Origin of the sequence: Streptomyces sp. NPDC101132, from assembly GCF_044759225.1 — a bacterium.
GTDB lineage: Bacteria > Actinomycetota > Actinomycetes > Streptomycetales > Streptomycetaceae > Streptomyces.
Genome location: NZ_JBIVYX010000001.1, coordinates 714,470 through 733,995, shown reverse-complemented (window position 1 = coordinate 733,995; position 19,526 = coordinate 714,470). Strand labels below are relative to the sequence as shown.

At 73.5% G+C, this 19,526-nt stretch carries 17 protein-coding genes; 12 read left to right on the top strand and 5 right to left on the bottom strand.

Features of this window, described 5'->3' with window-relative positions:
• The first annotated feature begins 21 nt into the window (after positions 1-21).
• The gene (locus tag ACIQUR_RS03295) at positions 22-1,110 is read left to right on the top strand and encodes a WD40/YVTN/BNR-like repeat-containing protein (RefSeq protein WP_403657381.1); all 1,089 of its coding nucleotides are present in this window, start codon (positions 22-24) and stop codon (positions 1,108-1,110) included.
• Positions 1,111-1,218: 108 nt separating this feature from the next.
• Here the strand turns inward: ACIQUR_RS03295 and ACIQUR_RS03290 are convergent, their stop codons facing one another.
• A complete protein-coding gene (locus tag ACIQUR_RS03290; RefSeq protein WP_403657378.1) occupies positions 1,219-1,518 on the bottom strand; it encodes a YciI family protein in 300 nt (99 codons plus the stop codon).
• A gap of 25 nt (positions 1,519-1,543) precedes the next feature.
• On the opposite strand from ACIQUR_RS03290, the gene ACIQUR_RS03285 reads away from it, so the two are divergent.
• Positions 1,544-2,230: an endonuclease V gene (locus ACIQUR_RS03285; RefSeq protein WP_403657375.1), complete on the top strand. Its 687-nt coding sequence runs from the start codon at positions 1,544-1,546 to the stop codon at positions 2,228-2,230.
• 97 nt (positions 2,231-2,327) lie between these two features.
• Positions 2,328-2,474, top strand: coding sequence for a morphogenic membrane protein MmpA (gene mmpA, locus ACIQUR_RS03280; protein WP_403657372.1), 147 nt, complete (start codon positions 2,328-2,330; stop codon positions 2,472-2,474).
• 54 nt (positions 2,475-2,528) lie between these two features.
• Here the strand turns inward: mmpA and ACIQUR_RS03275 are convergent, their stop codons facing one another.
• Positions 2,529-3,728, bottom strand: a complete 1,200-nt coding sequence (locus tag ACIQUR_RS03275) for a saccharopine dehydrogenase family protein (protein ID WP_403657369.1) — start codon at positions 3,726-3,728, stop codon at positions 2,529-2,531.
• A gap of 78 nt (positions 3,729-3,806) precedes the next feature.
• Between ACIQUR_RS03275 and ACIQUR_RS03270 the strand changes: the two genes are divergently transcribed.
• The 6 genes from ACIQUR_RS03270 (at position 3,807) to ACIQUR_RS03245 (ending at position 11,233) form a co-directional block, all read left to right on the top strand.
• Complete coding sequence (locus ACIQUR_RS03270) at positions 3,807-4,187, top strand: MmcQ/YjbR family DNA-binding protein (RefSeq protein ID WP_403657367.1); 381 nt, start codon at positions 3,807-3,809, stop codon at positions 4,185-4,187.
• A gap of 151 nt (positions 4,188-4,338) precedes the next feature.
• The gene (locus ACIQUR_RS03265; RefSeq protein ID WP_403657364.1) at positions 4,339-5,499 is read left to right on the top strand and encodes a CaiB/BaiF CoA transferase family protein; all 1,161 of its coding nucleotides are present in this window, start codon (positions 4,339-4,341) and stop codon (positions 5,497-5,499) included.
• Between the two features lie 3 nt (positions 5,500-5,502).
• Positions 5,503-6,528, top strand: coding sequence for an LLM class F420-dependent oxidoreductase (locus ACIQUR_RS03260; protein ID WP_403657362.1), 1,026 nt, complete (start codon positions 5,503-5,505; stop codon positions 6,526-6,528).
• Between the two features lie 9 nt (positions 6,529-6,537).
• The gene (locus ACIQUR_RS03255; protein WP_403657359.1) at positions 6,538-7,680 is read left to right on the top strand and encodes an acyl-CoA dehydrogenase family protein; all 1,143 of its coding nucleotides are present in this window, start codon (positions 6,538-6,540) and stop codon (positions 7,678-7,680) included.
• A gap of 118 nt (positions 7,681-7,798) precedes the next feature.
• Positions 7,799-9,013 (top strand): acetyl-CoA C-acetyltransferase, encoded by a 1,215-nt coding sequence (locus ACIQUR_RS03250; protein ID WP_403657356.1) that lies wholly within the window; start codon positions 7,799-7,801, stop codon positions 9,011-9,013.
• Between the two features lie 51 nt (positions 9,014-9,064).
• On the top strand, positions 9,065-11,233 hold the full coding sequence (locus ACIQUR_RS03245; RefSeq protein ID WP_403657353.1) for a 3-hydroxyacyl-CoA dehydrogenase NAD-binding domain-containing protein: 2,169 nt from the start codon (positions 9,065-9,067) through the stop codon (positions 11,231-11,233).
• 21 nt (positions 11,234-11,254) lie between these two features.
• Here the strand turns inward: ACIQUR_RS03245 and ACIQUR_RS03240 are convergent, their stop codons facing one another.
• A complete protein-coding gene (locus ACIQUR_RS03240; RefSeq protein WP_399941261.1) occupies positions 11,255-11,989 on the bottom strand; it encodes a MerR family transcriptional regulator in 735 nt (244 codons plus the stop codon).
• A gap of 84 nt (positions 11,990-12,073) precedes the next feature.
• Between ACIQUR_RS03240 and ACIQUR_RS03235 the strand changes: the two genes are divergently transcribed.
• Positions 12,074-13,891: an AMP-dependent synthetase/ligase gene (locus ACIQUR_RS03235; protein WP_403657350.1), complete on the top strand. Its 1,818-nt coding sequence runs from the start codon at positions 12,074-12,076 to the stop codon at positions 13,889-13,891.
• Positions 13,892-13,967: 76 nt separating this feature from the next.
• On the opposite strand, the gene sph is transcribed toward ACIQUR_RS03235, so the two are convergent.
• On the bottom strand, positions 13,968-14,963 hold the full coding sequence (sph, locus tag ACIQUR_RS03230; protein WP_403657347.1) for a sphingomyelin phosphodiesterase: 996 nt from the start codon (positions 14,961-14,963) through the stop codon (positions 13,968-13,970).
• A 130-nt stretch (positions 14,964-15,093) separates the two neighbouring features.
• Here sph and ACIQUR_RS03225 point away from each other — a divergent pair, with 130 nt between their 5' ends.
• Positions 15,094-15,951 (top strand): oxygenase MpaB family protein, encoded by an 858-nt coding sequence (locus tag ACIQUR_RS03225; protein ID WP_403657344.1) that lies wholly within the window; start codon positions 15,094-15,096, stop codon positions 15,949-15,951.
• Between the two features lie 39 nt (positions 15,952-15,990).
• Here the strand turns inward: ACIQUR_RS03225 and ACIQUR_RS03220 are convergent, their stop codons facing one another.
• Positions 15,991-17,529: a M1 family metallopeptidase gene (locus tag ACIQUR_RS03220; protein ID WP_403657341.1), complete on the bottom strand. Its 1,539-nt coding sequence runs from the start codon at positions 17,527-17,529 to the stop codon at positions 15,991-15,993.
• A 252-nt stretch (positions 17,530-17,781) separates the two neighbouring features.
• On the opposite strand from ACIQUR_RS03220, the gene ACIQUR_RS03215 reads away from it, so the two are divergent.
• Entirely contained in the window at positions 17,782-19,419 is a 1,638-nt protein-coding gene (locus ACIQUR_RS03215) for an ABC-F family ATP-binding cassette domain-containing protein (RefSeq protein WP_403657338.1), read from the top strand.
• The last annotated feature ends 107 nt before the right edge of the window (positions 19,420-19,526 follow it).

Sequence of the window (19,526 nt, the reverse complement as noted above, 5' to 3'; positions counted from 1 at the left end):
ATGAGACTACTGGGACTTGGCATGTCTGCGGCAGCCTTGGCCGCGGCCGTGTCCGCCACCGTGTTACCCGCCTCGGCCGCCCCCGCCCCGGAAGGGCCCGCCGCCGCCACCGCCGGCGCACCGGCCGCGGACGCGCGCCCCGGCTGGGCGCTGAAGGCCACCGGCAGCGACGCCCGCTTCCGGGGACTGGCCGCGGTCAGCCGTACCACCGCCTGGCTCGCCGGGTCCAAGGGCACCGTGCTGCGCACCGCCGACGGCGGCCGCACCTGGCGCGACGTGTCGCCCCCGGGCGCCGCGGCGGAGGCCCTGGAGTTCCGGGACGTCGAGGCCTTCGACGGCCGGCGCGCGGTGGTGCTCGCCATCGGCGAGGGCGAGGCCTCCCGCGTGCTGCGCACCGAGGACGGCGGAGCGACCTGGACGGAGAGCTTCCGCAACACCGACGCGCGCGCCTTCTACGACTGCCTCACCTTCTTCGACCCGCGGCACGGCCTGGCGATGAGCGACCCCGTGGACGGCAGGTTCCGCATCCTGTCCACCGCCGACGGGGGCCGCAGCTGGCGGGTGCTGCCGGACACCGGGATGCCGGCGGCGCTGCCCGGCGAGGCGGGCTTCGCGGCCAGCGGCCAGTGCCTGGTCAGCGCGGGGCCGAAGGACGTCTGGCTGGCCACCGGCGGCGGCGCGCAGGCGCGCGTGCTGCACTCCCGCGACCGCGGCCTGAACTGGGAGGTCGCCGCGACCACCATCCCGGCCGGCGAGGGGGCGAAGGGCGTCTTCGCGCTCGCCTTCCGCGACCGCGGTCAGGGCCTGGCGGTGGGCGGCGACTACCGCAAGGACCAGGCCTCGCCGCTGGCCTCGGCGGTGACCGGGGACGGCGGCCGCAGCTGGCGGGCCTCCGCCGTGCCGCCGGCCGCGTACCGGTCGGGCGTCGCCTGGCTGCCGTACACCCGCGCCGCCGCGCTCGCCGTGGGGCCGACCGGCACCGACATCACCCGGGACGCGGGCCGCACCTGGCAGCCGCTGGACGCCGGTTCCTTCGACACCGTGGACTGCTCCCGGTCCGGGGCCTGCTGGGCCGCGGGCGAGAAGGGCCGCGCCGCCCGCCTGGAATAGCGGGGCCGCGGGCCGCCGCCGCACGGGCAGGCCTGGCCGCCGCCGCACGGGGCACGCCGGGTCGCCGCCGCGGGGGCGGCCCGGCCGGCGGCCGCCGGGCCGCGGGACCTACGAAGGGAGGGTCTCGCGGACGGCGGCGAGGGACGGGGCGGTCTTCGTGGCGACGAACTCGGTGATCCGGTACGCGCACACACCGGCCAGCACGAAGGGGTCCCCGGCCGCGATGCGCTCCGCCTCCTCCCGGGAGACGCCGGCGGCCAGGATCACGCCGCCCTCGCGCGGGACCTTGCGGCCCGAGGCGAGGAAGACGCCGCTCGCGTAGTGGGTGTCGAGCCACGCGAGGTGTGCGGCCATCTCGCGTTCGACTGCTTCGAGCGGGGCGGTGTAGGCCAACTCCATGACGAACATGGTCCGAAGACTACGCTCGGGCCTCATGACGAGCGTGAAGACCCCCGCCGACGAGGCCGAGGCCCGGGCCGTACAGGACGAACTGCGGGCCCGCGTGGTGCTGGACGAGACCGGGCCGGCGCCCGGCACCGGGCTGGTCGCCGGGGTGGACGTGGCCTACGACGACGAGCGGGACCTGGTGGCCGCGGCCGCGGTGGTCCTGGACGCCCGCACGCTGGAGGTGGTCGAAGAGGCCACCGCGGTGGGACAGGTGACGTTCCCCTACGTCCCGGGGCTCCTCGCCTTCCGCGAACTGCCCACCGTCCTGGCCGCGCTCGACGCCCTCTCCGCCACCCCCGGCCTGGTCGTCTGCGACGGCTACGGCCTGGCCCACCCGCGCCGCTTCGGCCTGGCCTGCCACCTCGGCGTCGTCACCGGCCTGCCGACGATGGGCGTCGCGAAGAACCCGTTCACCTTCACCTACGAGGAACCGGGGGGCCGGCGCGGCGACGGCTCGCCCCTGTGCGCCGCCGACGGCACCGAGGTGGGCCGGGCCCTGCGCACCCGCGACGGGGTGAAGCCGGTCTTCGTCTCCGTCGGCCACCGGATCACCCTGGACACGGCCTGCGCCCACGGCCTGGCCCTCAGCCCCCGATACCGCCTCCCCGAGACCACCCGCCACGCGGACTCCCTCTGCCGCCGGGTCCTGGCCGGCCTCACGCCCACGGCCTGACCGCCACCGGGCCGTGCGGGTGCCCGGACCCGGCTGAGTACCCGGCTGAGTACCCGTACGGATGCCGGGCCCCGGCCGGCCGCGCGAGGCTGGGCACATGACGACACGACACCGCGCACCGAAGCCCGAGGCCCTGCCCGCCGTCGAACGGACCGTACTGGCCGGGCTGGTCGTGGCCGGACTCGCCGGGGCGGGCTGGCTCGGCTCGATGATCTACACCCTCGTCAGCTGGTCCACCGGCTGACGAGGGCCCCGCCCCCGCTGACACCGGCGGGGAGCCCGCCCCCGTACGCCCGGCTCAGCGCCTCGCGACCACCCGGAAGCGGATGCCCGCCGCCGTGAGCCGCGCCGTCAGCGCGTCGCCCATCGCCACGGCCGTGGTCAACTGGCCGGAACGCGCCGGGAGTTCGTCGTACGCCAGGCACAGCGCCGACTCCGCCAGCATCTTCGCCGTCTCGCCGTAGCCGGGATCGCCGCCCGACACCTCCGTGAACACCCGGCGGCCGCCGCCCTCGCCCACGAACCGCACCGTGAACCAGCTGCGCGCCCGCCGCTCCGCGTCCGGCCCGCGCCCCGGCTCCCAACGGTTCATCAGCCAGCGCCGCGCGGCCGGCACTTGGGCCAGCGCCACGGTCGCACCCAGCGCCGCCGTACCGCCCAGCGCCACCGGCAGCCAGGCGACCGACGCGTAGTGCCGGTACCGGAAGTCCGGCCCGTACCGGTCGAGGGCGGCGGCCGACCGCGCCACGATCCGCGGGTCCAGCGTGGGCAGCGGGAGTGCCCAGGTGCCCGTCTCCCGGCTCAGCCGCGGCGCGCCCAGCGGCGCCCGGGCCCGCCGCCCCAGCAGCCGCGGCTCGTGCAGCCGCCGCTCCCGGGCGGCGCGCAGGGTCTCCGGCCCGCGCCCCATCGCCGTCAGCGCGGAGGCCAGCGTGCCGCCGGAGAACAGGGCGTTGGAGCGGACGTACCCGTCCACCGTCAGCGGCACGCCCTCGGGGAGCTGCCGCACGGTGAAGTACGCGCCGAGGTCGTGCGGCACCGAGTCGAAGCCGCAGGCGTGCACGATCCGGGCGCCCGTCTCGCGGGCCCGGGCGTCGTGCTCCACGAACATCCGGTCCACGAACTCCGGCTCGCCCGTGAGGTCGCAGTAGTCGGTACCGGCCTCGGCGCAGGCGGCGACGAGCCCCTCGCCGTACCAGACGTACGGGCCGACGGTCGTGGCCAGCACCCGGGTGGACGCGGCCAGCTCGCGCAGCGCGGCCGGGTCGCCGGCGTCCGCCACGACGAGGGGCAGCTGCGCGCACTCGGGCCGGAGCGCGGCCAGCCGCTCCCGCAGCCGCTCCAGCCGGGCCCGGTCGCGGCCCGCGATGGCCCACCGGCAGTCCGCCGGGGCGTGCGCGGCGAGGTACTCCGCGGTGAGGGCGCCCACGAACCCGGTGGCCCCGAAGAGCACCACGTCGTAGGCGCGGTTCGCCCGCTCGGGCCCGTCCTGTCTGTTCATCCCCGCTCCTCCCGGCTGGTGTCGGTGGCGAAGGCTAGCGTGAGCCGGAACCGGCCGTGCGATCAGGGAGGTCCGCCGATGCGGAACGCGGTGCGCAAGTGGGAGGAAGTACGGGCATTCGCCCTCTCGCTGCCCGAGGCGGTGGAGGAGTTCCCCTGGGGTCCCGAGGACTGCGTGGTCAAGGTGAACAAGAAGATCTTCGTGTTCCTCGGCAACACCGACGGCCCCTCCGACCCCGGCCTGTCGGTCAAGCTCAAGGACGAGGCGCTGCACGGCCACGCCATGACCGCGCCCGGCGCCGAGCCCACCGGCTACGGGCTCGGCCGGGCGGGCTGGGTGTCCCTCCCGCTGGGGGAGGGGTCGCCGGCGCCCGAGGTGCTGTGCGAGTGGGTCGAGGAGAGCTACCGCACGGTCGCCCTCAAGCGCCACGTCAAGGAGCTGGACGAGCGGTACGCCTGACCGCCGGCGCCGCCCGCCCGGGCTTCTTTCCCGGGCCGCCCCCCGATTCGCTAAGCGCTTGCTCGCCCGGGGCTTGTGCTGAGTGGAACACGTTCCTAGCATCGCTGGTGTTACATCAGTTGTGTCACATACCTGAGTACCTGGGGGCTCGATGGCAGTGGCAGGGCACGAGGCGGGGAACACGACAGGGAACGGCCCGCTCGCGGGGGTGCGCGTCGTCGAGCTGGCGGGCATCGGCCCCGGCCCGTTCGCCGCCATGCTCCTCGCCGACCTCGGCGCGGACGTGGTGCGCGTGGACCGCCCCGGCGGCGCGGGCCTCGCCGTCAACCCCGCGTACGACGTCACCAACCGCAACAAGCGCTCGGTGGTGATCGACCTCAAGGCCGAGGACGGCCCCGCCGCGGTGCTCGGCCTCGTCGAGCGCGCCGACGTCCTCATCGAGGGCTACCGCCCCGGCGTCGCCGAACGCCTCGGCGTCGGCCCCGACGCGTGCCACGCCCGCAACCCGCGCCTGGTCTACGGCCGGATGACCGGCTGGGGCCAGGACGGTCCCCTCGCCCAGCGCGCCGGCCACGACATCGCGTACATCGCGGTCACCGGCGCCCTCGGCATGATCGGCAACCCGGACGAGCCGCCCGCCGTCCCCGCGAACCTGGTCGGCGACTACGCCGGCGGCTCGCTCTACCTGGTCGTCGGCGTGCTCGCCGCCCTCCACCACGCCCGCGCCACCGGCACCGGCCAGGTCGTCGACGCGGCCATCGTGGACGGCACCTCCCACCTCACCGCGATGATCCACGGCATGGTCGCGGCCGGCGGCTGGCAGGACCGGCGCGGCGCGAACCTGCTCGACGGCGGCTGCCCCTTCTACGGCACGTACGAGACCGCGGACGGCGGGTACATGGCCGTCGGCGCGCTGGAGCAGCAGTTCTACGACGAGTTCACCACGCTCCTCGGGATCGCGGACGAGGCCCCCGCCCGCAAGGACCTGGCCCGCTGGGGCGAGCTGCGCGAGGCCGTCGCCGCCCGCTTCCGCACCCGTACCCGGGCACAGTGGACGGAGGTCTTCCAGGACAGCGACGCCTGCGTCGCCCCCGTCCTCTCCCTGCGCGAGGCCCCGCACCACCCCCACCTCGCCGCCCGCGCCACCTTCACGGAGTTCGGCGGCATCACCCAGCCCGCGCCCGCGCCCCGGTTCTCCGCCACGCCCGGCACCGTGCACAGCGGCCCGGCCCTGCCCGGCGCGCACACCGCCGAGGTCGCCCGCGACTGGGACCTCCCGGACCTGACCGACGCCGTCACGAAGGAAGCCTGAGCCGTGGAACTCTCCATGCTGCTGGACTACGCCGGCGATCCCCGCCGCGCCGCGGACGAGGCCGCGGCCCTGGAGGCGGCCGGCCTGGACGCGGTCTGGGTCGCCGAGGCCTGGGGCTTCGACTCCCCGACGATCATGGGCTACCTCGCCGCCCGCACCGAGCGCATGAAGATCGGCTCGGCCATCGTCAACGTCTACTCCCGCACCCCCGCCCTCATCGCCCAGACCGCCGCCGGCCTCGACGCCCTCTCCGGCGGCCGGGCCATGCTGGGCCTGGGCGCCTCCGGCCCGCAGGTCGTCGAGGGCTGGCACGGCAAGCCGTACGACCGCCCGCTCGGCCGCACCCGCGAGACCGTCGAGCTGTGCCGCCGCATCTGGCGCCGCGAGACCATCGACCACCAAGGCATCACCGACATGCCCCTGCCGCCCGAGAAGGGCGGCCGCCACGGCAAGCCGCTGAAGATCCTCACCCGCCCGGTCCGCCCGGACATCCCGGTCTACGTCGCCTCGCTCGGACCCGCCAACGTCCGCCTCACCGCCGAGGTCGCCGACGGCTGGCTGCCCACCCTCTTCATCCCCGAGAAGGCCCGCCAGGTGTGGGGGACCGCCCTCGACGAGGGCACCGCCAAGCGCGACCCCGCCCTCGGCCCGCTCCAGACCGTGGCCGGCGGCCTGCTCGCCATCGGCGAGGACGCCGCCCGCGCCCGGGACCTCGCCCGCCCCCAGATCGCGCTGTACGTCGGCGGCATGGGCGCGCCGGGCAAGAACTTCTACAACGACCTCGCCGTGGCCTACGGCTACGAGGCGGAGGCCCGCCGCATCCAGGAGCTGTACCTCTCCGGCCGCAAGCGCGACGCGGCGGCCGCCGTGCCGGACGAGTTCTGCGAGCTGATGACCCTGTGCGGGCCCGAGGGGTACGTACGCGAGCGCGTCGAGGCCTTCCGCGAGGCGGGGGTCACCATGCTCAACGTCACGCCCGTGGGTCCCGAGCCGGCACGGCTCGTCGAAACCGTCAGGAACTGGCTCTAGGGGGAGCGGATGCAGCGACAGATCTACACCGAGGACCACGAGGCCTTCCGCGAGACGGTCCGCACCTTCCTCGCCAAGGAGGTGCTGCCGCACTACGACCAGTGGGAGAAGGACGGCATCGTCTCCCGCGAGGCCTGGCTCGCGGCCGGCCGCCAGGGCCTGCTCGGCCTCGCCGTGCCGGAGGAGTACGGGGGCGGCGGCAACCCCGACTTCCGCTACGCCGCCGTCCTCGCCGAGGAGTTCACCCGGGCCGGCGCGGCCGGCCTCGCCATCGGCCTGCACAACGACATCATCGGCCCCTACCTGACCTCCCTGGCCACCGAGGAGCAGAAGCGCCGCTGGCTGCCCGGCTTCTGCAGCGGCCGGACGATCACCGCCATCGCGATGACCGAGCCCGGCGCCGGCTCCGACCTCCAGGGCATCAGGACCACCGCGGAGGACCGGGGCGACCACTGGCTGCTCAACGGCTCCAAGACCTTCATCTCCAACGGCATCCTGTCCGACCTGGTCATCGTGGTCGCCCGCACCACCCCCGAGGGCGGCGCGCACGGCCTGTCGCTGCTGGTCGTCGAGCGCGGCACGCCCGGCTTCGAACGCGGCCGCAACCTCGACAAGATCGGCCAGAAGTCCCAGGACACCGCCGAGCTGTTCTTCAACGACGTACGCGTCCCCAAGGACAACCTCCTCGGCGAGCTCAACGGCGCCTTCGTGCACCTGATGACCAACCTCCCCCAGGAGCGGATGGCCATCGCCATGGCCGCGATCACCGCGGCCGAGCACCTGGTGGAGATCACCACCGCGTACGTCAAGGAGCGCGAGGCCTTCGGCCGGCCGCTCGCCAGGCTCCAGCACATCCGCTTCGAGATCGCCGAGATGGCCACCGAGTGCGCCGTCACCCGCGCCTTCCTCGACCGCTGCATCACCGAGCACGCGGCCGGCACCCTCGACGCCACCCACGCCTCCATGGCCAAGTGGTGGGCCACCGAACTCCAGAAGCGCGTGGCCGACCGCTGCCTCCAGCTCCACGGCGGCTACGGCTACATGACCGAGTACCGGGTGGCCCGCGCCTTCACCGACAGCCGCATCCAGACCATCTACGGCGGGACGACCGAGATCATGAAGGAGATCATCGGCCGCTCCCTGCTGGGCTGACCGGCCGGCCGGCCGCCCGGCCGGCCCGCCGCGCCCTCCGCACCCCCGGCGGCAGGACCCCCGTCCGGCCGCAGGACACCTCCCGCACCCCGCAGGACCCTCAGGAAAGGCTTGACCAGTGAGCAGCGAAGCTTACGTGTACGACGCGATCCGCACCCCGCGCGGGCGCGGGAAGGCCAACGGCGCTCTGCACGGCACCAAGCCCATCGACCTGGTCGTGGGCCTCATCGACGCCCTGCGCGAGCGCAACCCCGGGCTCGACCCGGCCACCATCGACGACATCGTGCTCGGCGTCGTCGGCCCGGTCGGCGACCAGGGCTCCGACATCGCGCGCATCGCCGCCATCGCGGCCGGCCTGCCCGACACCGTCGCCGGCGTCCAGGAGAACCGCTTCTGCGCCTCCGGCCTGGAAGCCGTCAACATGGCCGCCGCCAAGGTCCGCTCCGGCTGGGAGGACCTGGTCCTCGCGGGCGGCGTCGAATCGATGTCCCGCGTGCCGATGGCCTCCGACGGCGGCGCGTGGTTCGCCGACCCGATGACCAACTTCAACGTCAACTTCGTCCCCCAGGGCATCGGCGCCGACCTGATCGCCACCCTGGAGGGCTTCAGCCGCCGCGACGTCGACGAGTACGCCGCCCTCTCGCAGGAGCGCGCGGCCGCCGCCTGGAAGGAGGGCCGCTTCGCCAAGTCCGTCGTCCCGGTCCTCGACCGCAACGGCCTGACCGTCCTCGACCACGACGAGTTCATGCGCCCCGGCACCACCGCCGACTCCCTCGCGAAGCTCAAGCCGTCCTTCGCGGACATCGGCGAGCTCGGCGGCTTCGACGCCGTCGCCCTCCAGAAGTACCACTGGGTCGAGAAGATCGACCACGTGCACCACGCCGGCAACTCCTCCGGCATCGTCGACGGCGCCTCCCTCGTCGCCATCGGCTCCCGCGAGGCCGGCGAGCGCAACGGCCTCGCCCCGCGCGCCCGCATCGTCGCCGCCGCCGTCTCCGGCTCCGAGCCGACCATCATGCTCACCGGCCCGGCCCCGGCCACCCGCAAGGCCCTCGCCAAGGCCGGCCTGACCATCGACGACATCGACCTGATCGAGATCAACGAGGCCTTCGCCGGCGTCGTGCTGCGCTTCGTCAAGGACATGGGCACCACCCTCGACAAGGTCAACGTCAACGGCGGCGCCATCGCGCTGGGCCACCCGCTGGGCGCCACCGGCGCGATGATCCTCGGCACCCTCGTCGACGAGCTGGAGCGCCAGGACAAGCGCTACGGCCTCGCCACCCTCTGCGTCGGCGGCGGCATGGGCATCGCCACCATCGTCGAACGCCTCTGAACCCGTCCTGTATCCCGCCCACGGCACGCCACCCACACGGAAGTTGAGAACATGAGCGAGTCCACCACGATCCGCTGGGAACAGGACGAGACCGGCGTCGTCACCCTGGTCCTCGACGACCCGAACCAGTCCGCCAACACGATGAACCAGGCCTTCAAGGACTCCATCGCGGCCGTCGCCGACCGCGCCGAGGCCGAGAAGGACTCCATCCGCGGCATCATCTACACCTCCGCGAAGAAGACCTTCTTCGCCGGCGGCGACCTCAAGGACATGATCCGGCTGCGCCCCGAGCACGCGCAGCTCGCCTTCGACACCGGCACCGAGATCAAGGCCTCCCTGCGCCGCATCGAGACCCTCGGCGTGCCGGTGGTCGCCGCGGTCAACGGCACCGCGCTCGGCGGCGGTTACGAGATCTGCCTGGCCTCCCACCACCGGGTGGCCCTGGACGCCCCCGGCTCCAAGATCGGCCTCCCCGAGGTCACCCTCGGCCTCCTCCCGGCCGGCGGCGGCGTCACCCGCACCGTGCGCCTCATGGGCATCGCCGACGCCCTCCTCAAGGTGCTGCTCCAGGGCACCCAGTACAACCCGCAGCGCGCGCTGGAGAACGGCCTGGTCCACGAACTGGCCGCCACCCCCGAGGAGATGCTGGCCAAGGCCCGCGCCTTCATCGACGCCAACCCGGAGTCGAAGCAGCCCTGGGACGTCCCCGGCTACCGGATCCCCGGCGGCACGCCGTCCAACCCGCGGTTCGCCGCGAACCTCCCGGCCTTCCCGGCCAGCCTCAAGAAGCAGCTCAACGGCGCCCCGTACCCGGCCCCGCGCAACATCCTGGCCTGCGCCGTCGAGGGCTCCCAGGTGGACTTCGAGACCGCCCTGACCATCGAGGCCCGCTACTTCACCGAGCTGGTCACCGGCCAGACGGCGAAGAACATGATCCAGGCCTTCTTCTTCGACCTCCAGGCCGTCAACTCCGGCCAGTCCCGCCCCCAGGGCGTCGCGCCCCGCAAGGTGACCAAGGTCGCCGTCCTCGGCGCCGGCATGATGGGCGCCGGCATCGCGTACTCCTGCGCCCGGGCCGGTATCGACGTGGTCCTCAAGGACGTCACCGCCGCGGCCGCCGCCAAGGGCAAGGCCTACTCCGAGAAGCTCCTCGACAAGGCCCTCTCGCGCGGCCGCACCACCGAGGCCAAGCGCGCCGAGCTGCTGGCCCGCATCACCCCGACCGCGGACCCGGCCGACCTCGCGGGCTGCGACGCCGTCATCGAGGCCGTCTTCGAGGACACCACGCTCAAGCACAAGGTGTTCCAGGAGGTCCAGGACGTCGTCGCCCCCGACGCGCTGCTCTGCTCCAACACCTCCACGCTGCCCATCACCTCCCTCGCCGAGGGCGTCTCCCGCCCGGCGGACTTCATCGGCCTGCACTTCTTCTCGCCCGTCGACAAGATGCCGCTCGTCGAGATCATCAAGGGCGAGGCGACCGGCGACGAGGCGCTGGCCCGCGCCTTCGACCTGGTCCGCCAGATCAACAAGACCCCGATCGTGGTGAACGACTCCCGCGGCTTCTTCACCTCCCGCGTGATCGGCCAGTTCATCAACGAGGGCGTCGCCATGATCGGCGAGGGCGTCGAGCCGGCCTCCATCGAGCAGGCCGCCGGCCAGGCCGGCTACCCGGCCAAGGTGCTGTCCCTGATGGACGAGCTGACCCTGACCCTCCCGCGCAAGATCCGCAACGAGACGCGCAAGGCCTTCGAGGCCGAGGGCCGCGCCTGGACCGCGCACCCCGCCGACCAGGTCATCGACCGCATGGTGGACGAGTTCGAGCGCCCCGGCCGCAGCGGCGGGGCGGGCTTCTACGAGTACGCCGACGGCAAGCGCACCCGGCTGTGGCCGGGCCTGCGGGAGCACTTCACCAAGGCCGGGTACCGGATCCCGTTCGAGGACATGAAGGAGCGGATGCTCTTCTCGGAGGCGCTGGACACCGTCCGCTGCATCGAGGAGGGCGTGCTCACCTCCGTGGCCGACGCCAACATCGGTTCCATCATGGGCATCGGCTTCCCGGCCTGGACCGGCGGCGCGATCCAGTACATCAACGGCTACGAGGGCGGCCTGCCCGGCTTCGTGGCGCGCGCCCGCGAGCTGGCCGAGCGGTACGGCGACCGGTTCACGCCGCCCGCCCTGCTGGTCGAGAAGGCCGAGCGCGGCGAAGTGTTCGCCGACTAGCGCCCGCACGGGCGGCGTTCGTCAGGAGTCCTCCGGCTCCGGGACGAACGCCGCCCGCAGCTCCTCCTTCAGCGACCGCTGGAACGCGGTCACCAGCGCCTGCACCACCATCGGCTGCATGTGCGCCGACAGCGACTTCATCGCCTCCACCCGGTCCGGGTCGTCCTCGCCCTCGGTGAAGGGCCCCCACACCTCGTCCCGGAACAGCCGGGTCAGCTCGTGCGCCGCCGACCGGGTGTGCTCCAGCAGCACCTGCCGGGCGGCCAGGATCGTCTCGTGCGAGATCGGCACGTCGAGCAGCGCCACCCCGAGCCGCAGCAGCCCCAGGTCCACCCGGTAGCCCTCGCCCGCGGCCGACAGCACGTTCATCGCCGCCAGCCGCCGCACGTCGGCGTCCGCCAGGGACCGCCCCGCGCGCCGCTCCAACTCCTCCCGCGAGATCTGCTCCGCCGAGTCCGGCGCCCAGGTGGCCACCAGGGCCCGGTGGATCGCCAGGTCGTGCGCGCTCAGGTCGTCCGGCAGCGCGTCCAGGTACCGCTCGATCGCCGACAGGGTCATCCCCTGGAGCTGGAGCTCCTCGATCAGCGCCAGCCGGTACAGGTGCTCCGGCCCGTAGTGGCCCACCCGACGGGGTCCGATCACGGGAGGGGGCAAAAGACCGCGCGTGCTGTAGAAACGTACGGTGCGGACGGTGACGCCCGCCCGGGCCGCCAGCTCGTCGACGGTGAGCGTGGACTCCGGGGCCTGGGTGTTCATCGTCTCCGCCTCGCTCTCTGCTCCACAGCTTGGGTTCAACAGTATTGCTGTCGCACCAACGATGTGAAACGGCCAGGAGCTGCCATGACCACGAACCTGCGACTGCCCGCCGACCCGCACGCGCTGACCATCCCCGCCCTGCTCGCCCGCAACGCCGAGGAACTCGGCGACCTCCCCGCCCTCTCCTGGCGGGACGGCCCCGGCTGGACGACCCTCGGCTGGGCCGACGTACGCCGCAAGGTGGCGGTGCTCGCCTCCGGCTACGCGGCGCTCGGCGTCGCCCGCGGCGACCACGTCCTGATCATGATGGGCAACCGGCCCGAGCACTGGCTCACCGACCTGGCCCTCGTCCACCTCGGCGCCGTGCCCGTCACCGTGTACGGCACCTCCGCCCCCGAACAGGTCGCGCACATCGCCCGCCACAGCCGGGCCCGCCTCGCCGTCGTGGAGGGCGCCCGCGAACTCCCGCGCTGGGAACCCCTCCTGGCCGACCCCGGCACCCCCCTGGAGCGGCTGGTCGTCGCCGAGCCGGCCGACGCCGCCGGCCACACCGCGTACGGCGCCGTGCACGCCGCAGGCGCCCGCACCCACCGCGCCGACGCCTTCGAGAAGGGCTGGCGGGACATCCTCCCCGAGGACCCGCTCACCGTCGTCTACACCTCGGGCACCACCGGCGACCCCAAGGGCGTCCGCCTCACCCACCGCAACATCGCCCTCCAGTCCGTCCGGCTGGACCGGATGACCGAACTCCCCGAGCACGCCGAGCACATCTGCTACCTCCCCTTCGCCCACATCGCCGAGCGGATCCTCGGCATCTACCTGCCGCTGCTCCGCGCCGCCCACGTCCGGCTGTGCGCCGACCCGACCGCCGTCGCCGCGGCCGTCCGGGAACTCCACCCCGTGCAGTTCTTCGGCGTCCCCCGGGTCTGGGAGAAGCTCGCCGCCTCCGTGCGCGCCGCCCTCGCCCAGCTGCCCGAGGACCGGCGGGCCGTCATCGAGGCCGCCACCGAGCTGGGCCGCGCCCACGCCGGCCACCGCGAGCGCGGCGAGGAGGTGCCGGCCGAGCTGGCCGCCGCGTACGAGAAGGCCAGGACGGAGGTCCTCGTCCCGCTGCTCTCCCTGGCCGGCATGGACCGCCTGGTCTGGACGGCCAGCGCCACCGCGCCCATGCCGCTGGACGTGGTGCGCTTCTGGGCCGGCTTCGGCATCACGATCATGGACGCGTGGGGGCTCACCGAGACCTCGGGCGTCTGCACGGTCAACCGGGTGGACGACTTCCGGCTCGGCTCGGTCGGGCGCCCCATCGAGGGCCTCGAACTGCGGATCGCGGAGGACGGGGAGATCCTCACCCGCGCCGAGACCGTCTTCGGCGGCTACATGAGGCCGGACGGCTCGCTGGAGAGCGCCTGCGACGCCGACGGCTGGTTCCCCACCGGGGACGTCGGCCGGCTCGACGAGGACGGGTTCCTCTGGATCACCGACCGCAAGAAGGAACTCATCATCACCTCCAACGGCAAGAACGTCTCGCCCGCGCTGGTGGAGAACACCCTCAAGGAACACCCCCTGATCGGCCAGGCGTACGCCCACGGCGACGGCCGCTCCTACCTCGTCGCGCTGCTCGTCCTCGACCCCGAACTCGCCCCGGCCTGGGCCGCCGCCCGCGGCATCGAGGCCGCCGGCCCCGAGGAACTGGCCGCCCACCCGGCCGTACGCGAGGAGGTCGAGCGGGCCGTCCGGGCCGCCAACGCCCGCCTCAACCGCACCGAGCAGATCAAGCGCCACCGCCTCCTCACCCGCGAATGGGGCCCCGACACCGGCGAGCTCACCCCCTCGCTGAAGCTCCGCCGGCGCGTGGTGCGCGAGAAGTACGCGCAGGTCATCGACGGCCTGTACGAGGACTGACCGCACCCGGCACACGCCACTGCGCCCCGGCGGGAACCCCCGCCGGGGCGCAGTGGGCGGCCCGTCCGGCGGCCCGCTAGCCGGCGGTCACCGGGTAGTGGTCCGACAGGTTGTCGTACGTGTAGCTGGTGCCCCAGCTGCTCACGGTCCAGGGCGCGCTCTGCTCCTTGACCACGTTGTTGTTCCAGCCCGCCGGACGCGCGTGGCCCGCGCGGTGCAGGACGTAGTCCAGGTCCTCCCGCGGGTCGGACGGGTAGCGGTAGCGGGCGATCGAGTTCTCCGCCGTGTCGAACGAGTACGGGTGGCCGGTGCGCGCGTCGGCGCCCACCAGGCCCGCGTCGGCGAGCATGGTCGCGTACTCCGGGGTGCGCGAGTCCACGTTGAAGTCGCCCGCCACGATGACCTGTTCGCCGGCCGGGATGGCCTTGGCGTCCAGGAAGGCGTCGATGTTGCGGAACTGCCGGCTGCGCATCTGCGCCGCCTCGCCCGCGCCGCAGCCCGGGTCGGTGGACTGCGCGTGGGTGCCCACCACGTGCACCCTGGTGCCGTTGACGTTCAGCACCGCGTACACGAAGCCCTTGTTGGACCACCAGTCGGCGCCGCAGGCGTCCTTGTAGACGTACTGCTCCTTGCGGACGATCGGCCACTTGCTCAGGATCGTCACGCCTCCGTCCTCGGGCGTGGTCGCGGAGTACGCGCCGCTCGTGGCGTCCCAGCCGGTCTTCGAACGGCCCATCACCGGGGTCTGGTACGGGTACTGGGCGGCCGCGTTGGACTTGAGCGCGTCCGACGAGGAGTTGTCGAAGGCCTCCTGGAGGACGACGACGTCCCTGCCCTGGAAGAAGGAGGTCTTCGGTATCTCGGCGGCGCGGTGGTCCTGGCCCCAGTTCGGGTACAGGTTCTTGCTCATCAGGAACACGTTGTACGACAGCACGGACAGCCGGGGCACCGCGGTCGTGCCGTCCTCGGCGGCCGAGGCGGCGGGGGTCGCGGTGGCCGTGAGGGCCGCGGCGGCCAGGGCGGCGACGGCCGCGCCGGCGGCCCGGCCGCGGCGGATGCGAGAGAGCGCCATGGAGTCTCCTGATTCCCGGTGAATCGGTGGGGGAAAGATCGGCCCCGCCATCAAAGCAGCCGGAGTTACCCTCAGGTAACACCCATGCACCGGGAATCTTGACGGCCCGCGACGAGCGGATACTGGAGGCATGAGCCGGACCCCAGCACCCCAGCCACCCCCGCCCGGCGGCATCCTCTGGACCATCGCCGGCGACATCAGGGCCCTGCTCCTGCTGCCCGCCGCCTTCACCATGCAGGTGGCCCACCCGGTGGTCGCCGCGGGCGTCGACGCGTACTCCGTCTTCCGCACCGACCCGTGGGGACGCGGAGAACGCTCGCTGCGCTCCGTCCAGCTCTGGGTCTACGGCGGCGAGGCCGCCACCGAGGAGGGGCGCCGGGTGCGCCGCCTGCACCGGGACATCAGCGGCACCGACGAGGACGGCCGCCGCTACCACGCCCTGGACCCCGCGTACTACTCGTGGATCCACGCCACCGGCTTCCCCGTCTACCGCTACGGCCTCGCCTACGTCTTCCGCCCGCTGACCGGCGCCGAGGAGCGGCAGCTGTACGCGGAGTGGCTGATGGTCGGCCGGGTGCTCGGCATCCGCGACCGGGACATGCCGGCCACCGTCGAGGAGTTCTGGCCGTACTACCGCACGATGCTGGCCCAGGAGATCCGCTCCACCGCCGTGGCCCGCGAACTCGTCGCCACCGACGTCGCCCTGCCGGCCCCGACGGGCGGACCGCTGCCGGTGCGCCTCGCGGTCCGCGCCGCCTGGCCCGTACTCGGCCGGGCCTTCCTCCGCTTCCGCGCCTTCGTCACGGTCGGCCTGATGCCGCCCGACGCCCGCGCGGCCATCGGACTCGACTGGACGCCGGCCCAGGAACGCCGCCTGCGCCTCCTCGGCCGCACCGTCCGCACCCTCGTCCCCCTCCTCCCGGAACGCCTCCGCTACCTCCCCCTCGCGGCCCGGGCCAGGAAGGCCCACCGCACCGCCGGCCGCTGACACCCGCGGCGGCGGCACGGTGGGAGTCGGGACGACGCCTCAGTGGTCGTGGACCGTGTTGGTGGCGGCGATCTTCTTCCAGGACTTCGGGGCGGTGCGGTTCGGCGGGGTCAGGCGGCCGGCGGACGCGGCGTCCTGCGGGCCCTTGGCGTTCTTCGGGCCGCTGCCCAGCGCCTTGGCGGCCGTGCCGAAGGACGGCTTGCCCGGCGTGTACAGCCAGGTGTCGAAGAGCGCCGCGAGCGGCTTGCCCGAGACCTTCTCCGCGTACTTCACGAAGTCGCCGACCTTGGCGTTGCCGTACGCGAACTCGGTCGGCCAGCCCTTCAGGATCGCGAAGAAGGCCTGGTCGCCCACCTGGTTCCGCAGCGCCTGGAGGGCGATCGCGCCCCGGTCGTACACCGCGCCGTGGAACTGGTTGTCCGGGCCCGGGTCACCCGGCTTGACCTGCCAGAACGGGTCCTCCGCGGGGCGCGAGTCGTACGCCCACTGCGCCAGCTCCTGCGCCGTGCCCTCGCCCTCCTTCTCCGACCACAGCCACTGGCTGTAGCGGGCGAAGCCCTCGTTGACCCAGATGTCCTTCCAGTTGTTCACCGACACCGAGTCGCCGTACCACTGGTGCGCCAGCTCGTGGACGACCACCGAGACGTTCGCGCCGTTCGCGAACTGCCGCGGGCTGTAGAACGGGCGGGTCTGGGTCTCCAGGGCGTAGCCGCTGGTCACGTTCGGCACGTAGCCGCCCAGCGCGTTGAAGGGGTACGGGCCGAAGACCTCGGACAGCCAGTCGGCGACCTCCCCGGTCCGCTCGATGCTGGCGCGCGCCGCGCCCGCGTTGTCGCCCAGGTCCTTGCTGTACGCGTTGAGGACCGGCAGTCCGTTGGCGGTGGTGTCCTGCGTGATGTCGAACTTTCCGATGGCCAGCGTGGCCAGGTACGTGGCCTGCGGCTTGTTCGAGCGCCAGTTGTAGCGCGTCCAGCCCAGGCGCGAGCTGGTCGACTGGAGCACGCCGTTGCTGATGGCCTGCGTGCCGTCCGGGACGCTGACCGACACGTCGAAGGTCGCCTTGTCCAGCGGGTGGTCGTTCGAGGGGAACCACCAGATCGCCGAGTCCGGCTCCTGCGCGGCCACGCCGCCGTCCGGCGTGCGGTGCCAGGCCGTCCAGCCGTCGACCTTCAGCTCCGAGGGCTTGCCCGCGTACTTCACGACCACCGTGACGGACTTGCCCTTCGGCAGCGGGGTGGCCGGCGTGACCTCCAGCTCCTGCGTGCCCGAGGGGGCGAACTTCGCCTTGGCGCCGTTCACGCGGACCTCGCTGACCTTGAGGCCGAAGTCGAGGTTGAAGCGGGACAGGTCCTGCTTCGTGGTGGCGAGGATGGTCGCGGTGCCCTCCAGGAGGTCGGTGACGGGCTGGTACTTCAGCCTCAGGTCGTAATGGGAGACGTCGTAGCCGCCGTTGCCGCTGGCCGGGTAATAGGTGTCGCCGATGCCCGGCGCGCCCGGGGCGAAGCTCGCGGCCGACGCCGGGATCGCCAGCAGGACCGAGGCGGCGAGCACGCCGGGAACGATGACTTTGCGGTGCACGGATGCTCCAAAGGGGTGGTAGGGGCCGTGGGTTGCCCGTCGTGATCTTGTCGACCGGCCGTTCGAACGTATTCATCCCCGACGCCACAAGTCATGTCCACGCCCCCATCTGTCACACGATCGCCATTCGGCCGTCACGCTCGCCGGGGAACGCCCCGCCCCCGCCCGCCCCGACGTGATCAAGGCCCTGACCTGCCCGCTCGCAAAACCGAGAAAGTCCGGAAAGCACCGGGCGATAGAATCGGCCCCCTCATGACTGCAACCCTCGTCGCCAAAGACCTCGCCGCCGGGCACGGTGAGCGCTCCCTGTTCTCCGGGCTCGACCTCGTCGTCGCCCCCGGGGACGTCATCGGCCTCGTCGGCGTGAACGGCGCGGGCAAGTCCACCCTGCTCCGCCTCCTCGCCGGGCTCGACACCCCCGAGGACGGACAGCTCAGCCTCTCGCCGCCCGCCGCCACCGTCGGCCACCTGCCCCAGGAGCCCGAGCGCCGCCCCGGCGAGTCCGTACGCGGCTTCCTGGCCCGCCGCACCGGCGTCGCCGCCGCCCAGACCGCCCTCGACGCGGCCACCGAGGCCCTCGTCGAGGGCGCGCCGGGCGCGGACGACGCGTACGCCGAAGCCCTCGACCGCTGGCTCAACCTCGGCGGCGCCGACCTCGACGAGCGCGCCGAGGAGGTGGCCGGCTCCCTCGGCCTCGCCGTCGGCCTCGACCTGCCCATGACCGCGCTCTCCGGCGGCCAGGCCGCCCGCGCCGGCCTCGCCTCCCTCCTCCTCTCCCGCTACGACGTCTTCCTCCTCGACGAGCCCACCAACGACCTCGACCTCGACGGACTGGAGCGGCTGGAGGCCTTCGTCACCGGGCTGCGCGCCGGCACGGTCGTGATCAGCCACGACCGCGAGTTCCTCGCCCGCACCGTCACCAAGGTGCTGGAGCTCGACCTCGCCCAGCAGCAGGTCAACCTCTACGGCGGCGGCTACGAGGCGTACCTGGAGGAGCGGGCCACCGCCCGCCGCCACGCCCGCGAGGAGTACGAGGAGTACGCCGACAAGCGCTCCGCCCTCGAAGGCCGCGCCCAGATGCAGCGCAACTGGATGGACAAGGGCGTCCGCAACGCCCGCCGCAAGGCCACCGACAACGACAAGATCGGCCGCAAGCACCGCGCCGAGTCCACCGAGAAGCAGGCCGCCAAGGCCCGCCAGACCCAGCGCGCCATCGAGCGCCTGGAAGTCGTGGACGAGCCCCGCAAGGAGTGGGAGCTGCGCATGGAGATCGCCTCCGCCCCGCGCTCCGGCTCCGTCGTCGCCGTCCTCCGCGAAGCCGAGGTGCGCCGCGGCGACTTCACCTTCGGACCGGTGAACCTCCAGCTCGACTGGGCCGACCGCGTCGCGATCACCGGAGCCAACGGCGCCGGCAAGTCCACCCTCCTCGGCGCACTCCTCGGCCGCCTGCCGCTCGACTCCGGCACGGCCACCCTCGGCTCCGGCGTGCTCGTCGGCGAGGTCGACCAGGCCCGCGGGCTCTTCCTCGGCGACGACTCGCTCCTGGACGCCTTCTGCGCGGCCGTGCCCGACATGGAGCCGGCCGACGTACGGACCCTGCTCGCCAAGTTCGGCCTGAAGGCGGCCCACGTCCTGCGCCCCGCCGCCACCCTCTCGCCGGGCGAGCGCACCCGCGCCGCCCTCGCCCTCCTCCAGGGCCGCGGGGTGAACCTGCTGGTGCTGGACGAGCCGACCAACCACCTCGACCTGCCGGCCATCGAACAGCTGGAGTCCGCCCTGGAGGCGTACGAGGGCACGCTGCTGCTGGTCACCCACGACCGCCGGATGCTGGACGCCGTCCACACCACCCGCCGCCTGGAGGTCGCGGACGGCAAGGTGACCGAGCTGTAGGCCCCGCGGGGTACGCCGCGGACCCGGGGCCCGCGGATCCGGGGCTCCGGGGCCCGCGGACCCCGAGCCCCCGCCCGGGCCGTCGCAGGCCCGGGCGGAGCGGGCGC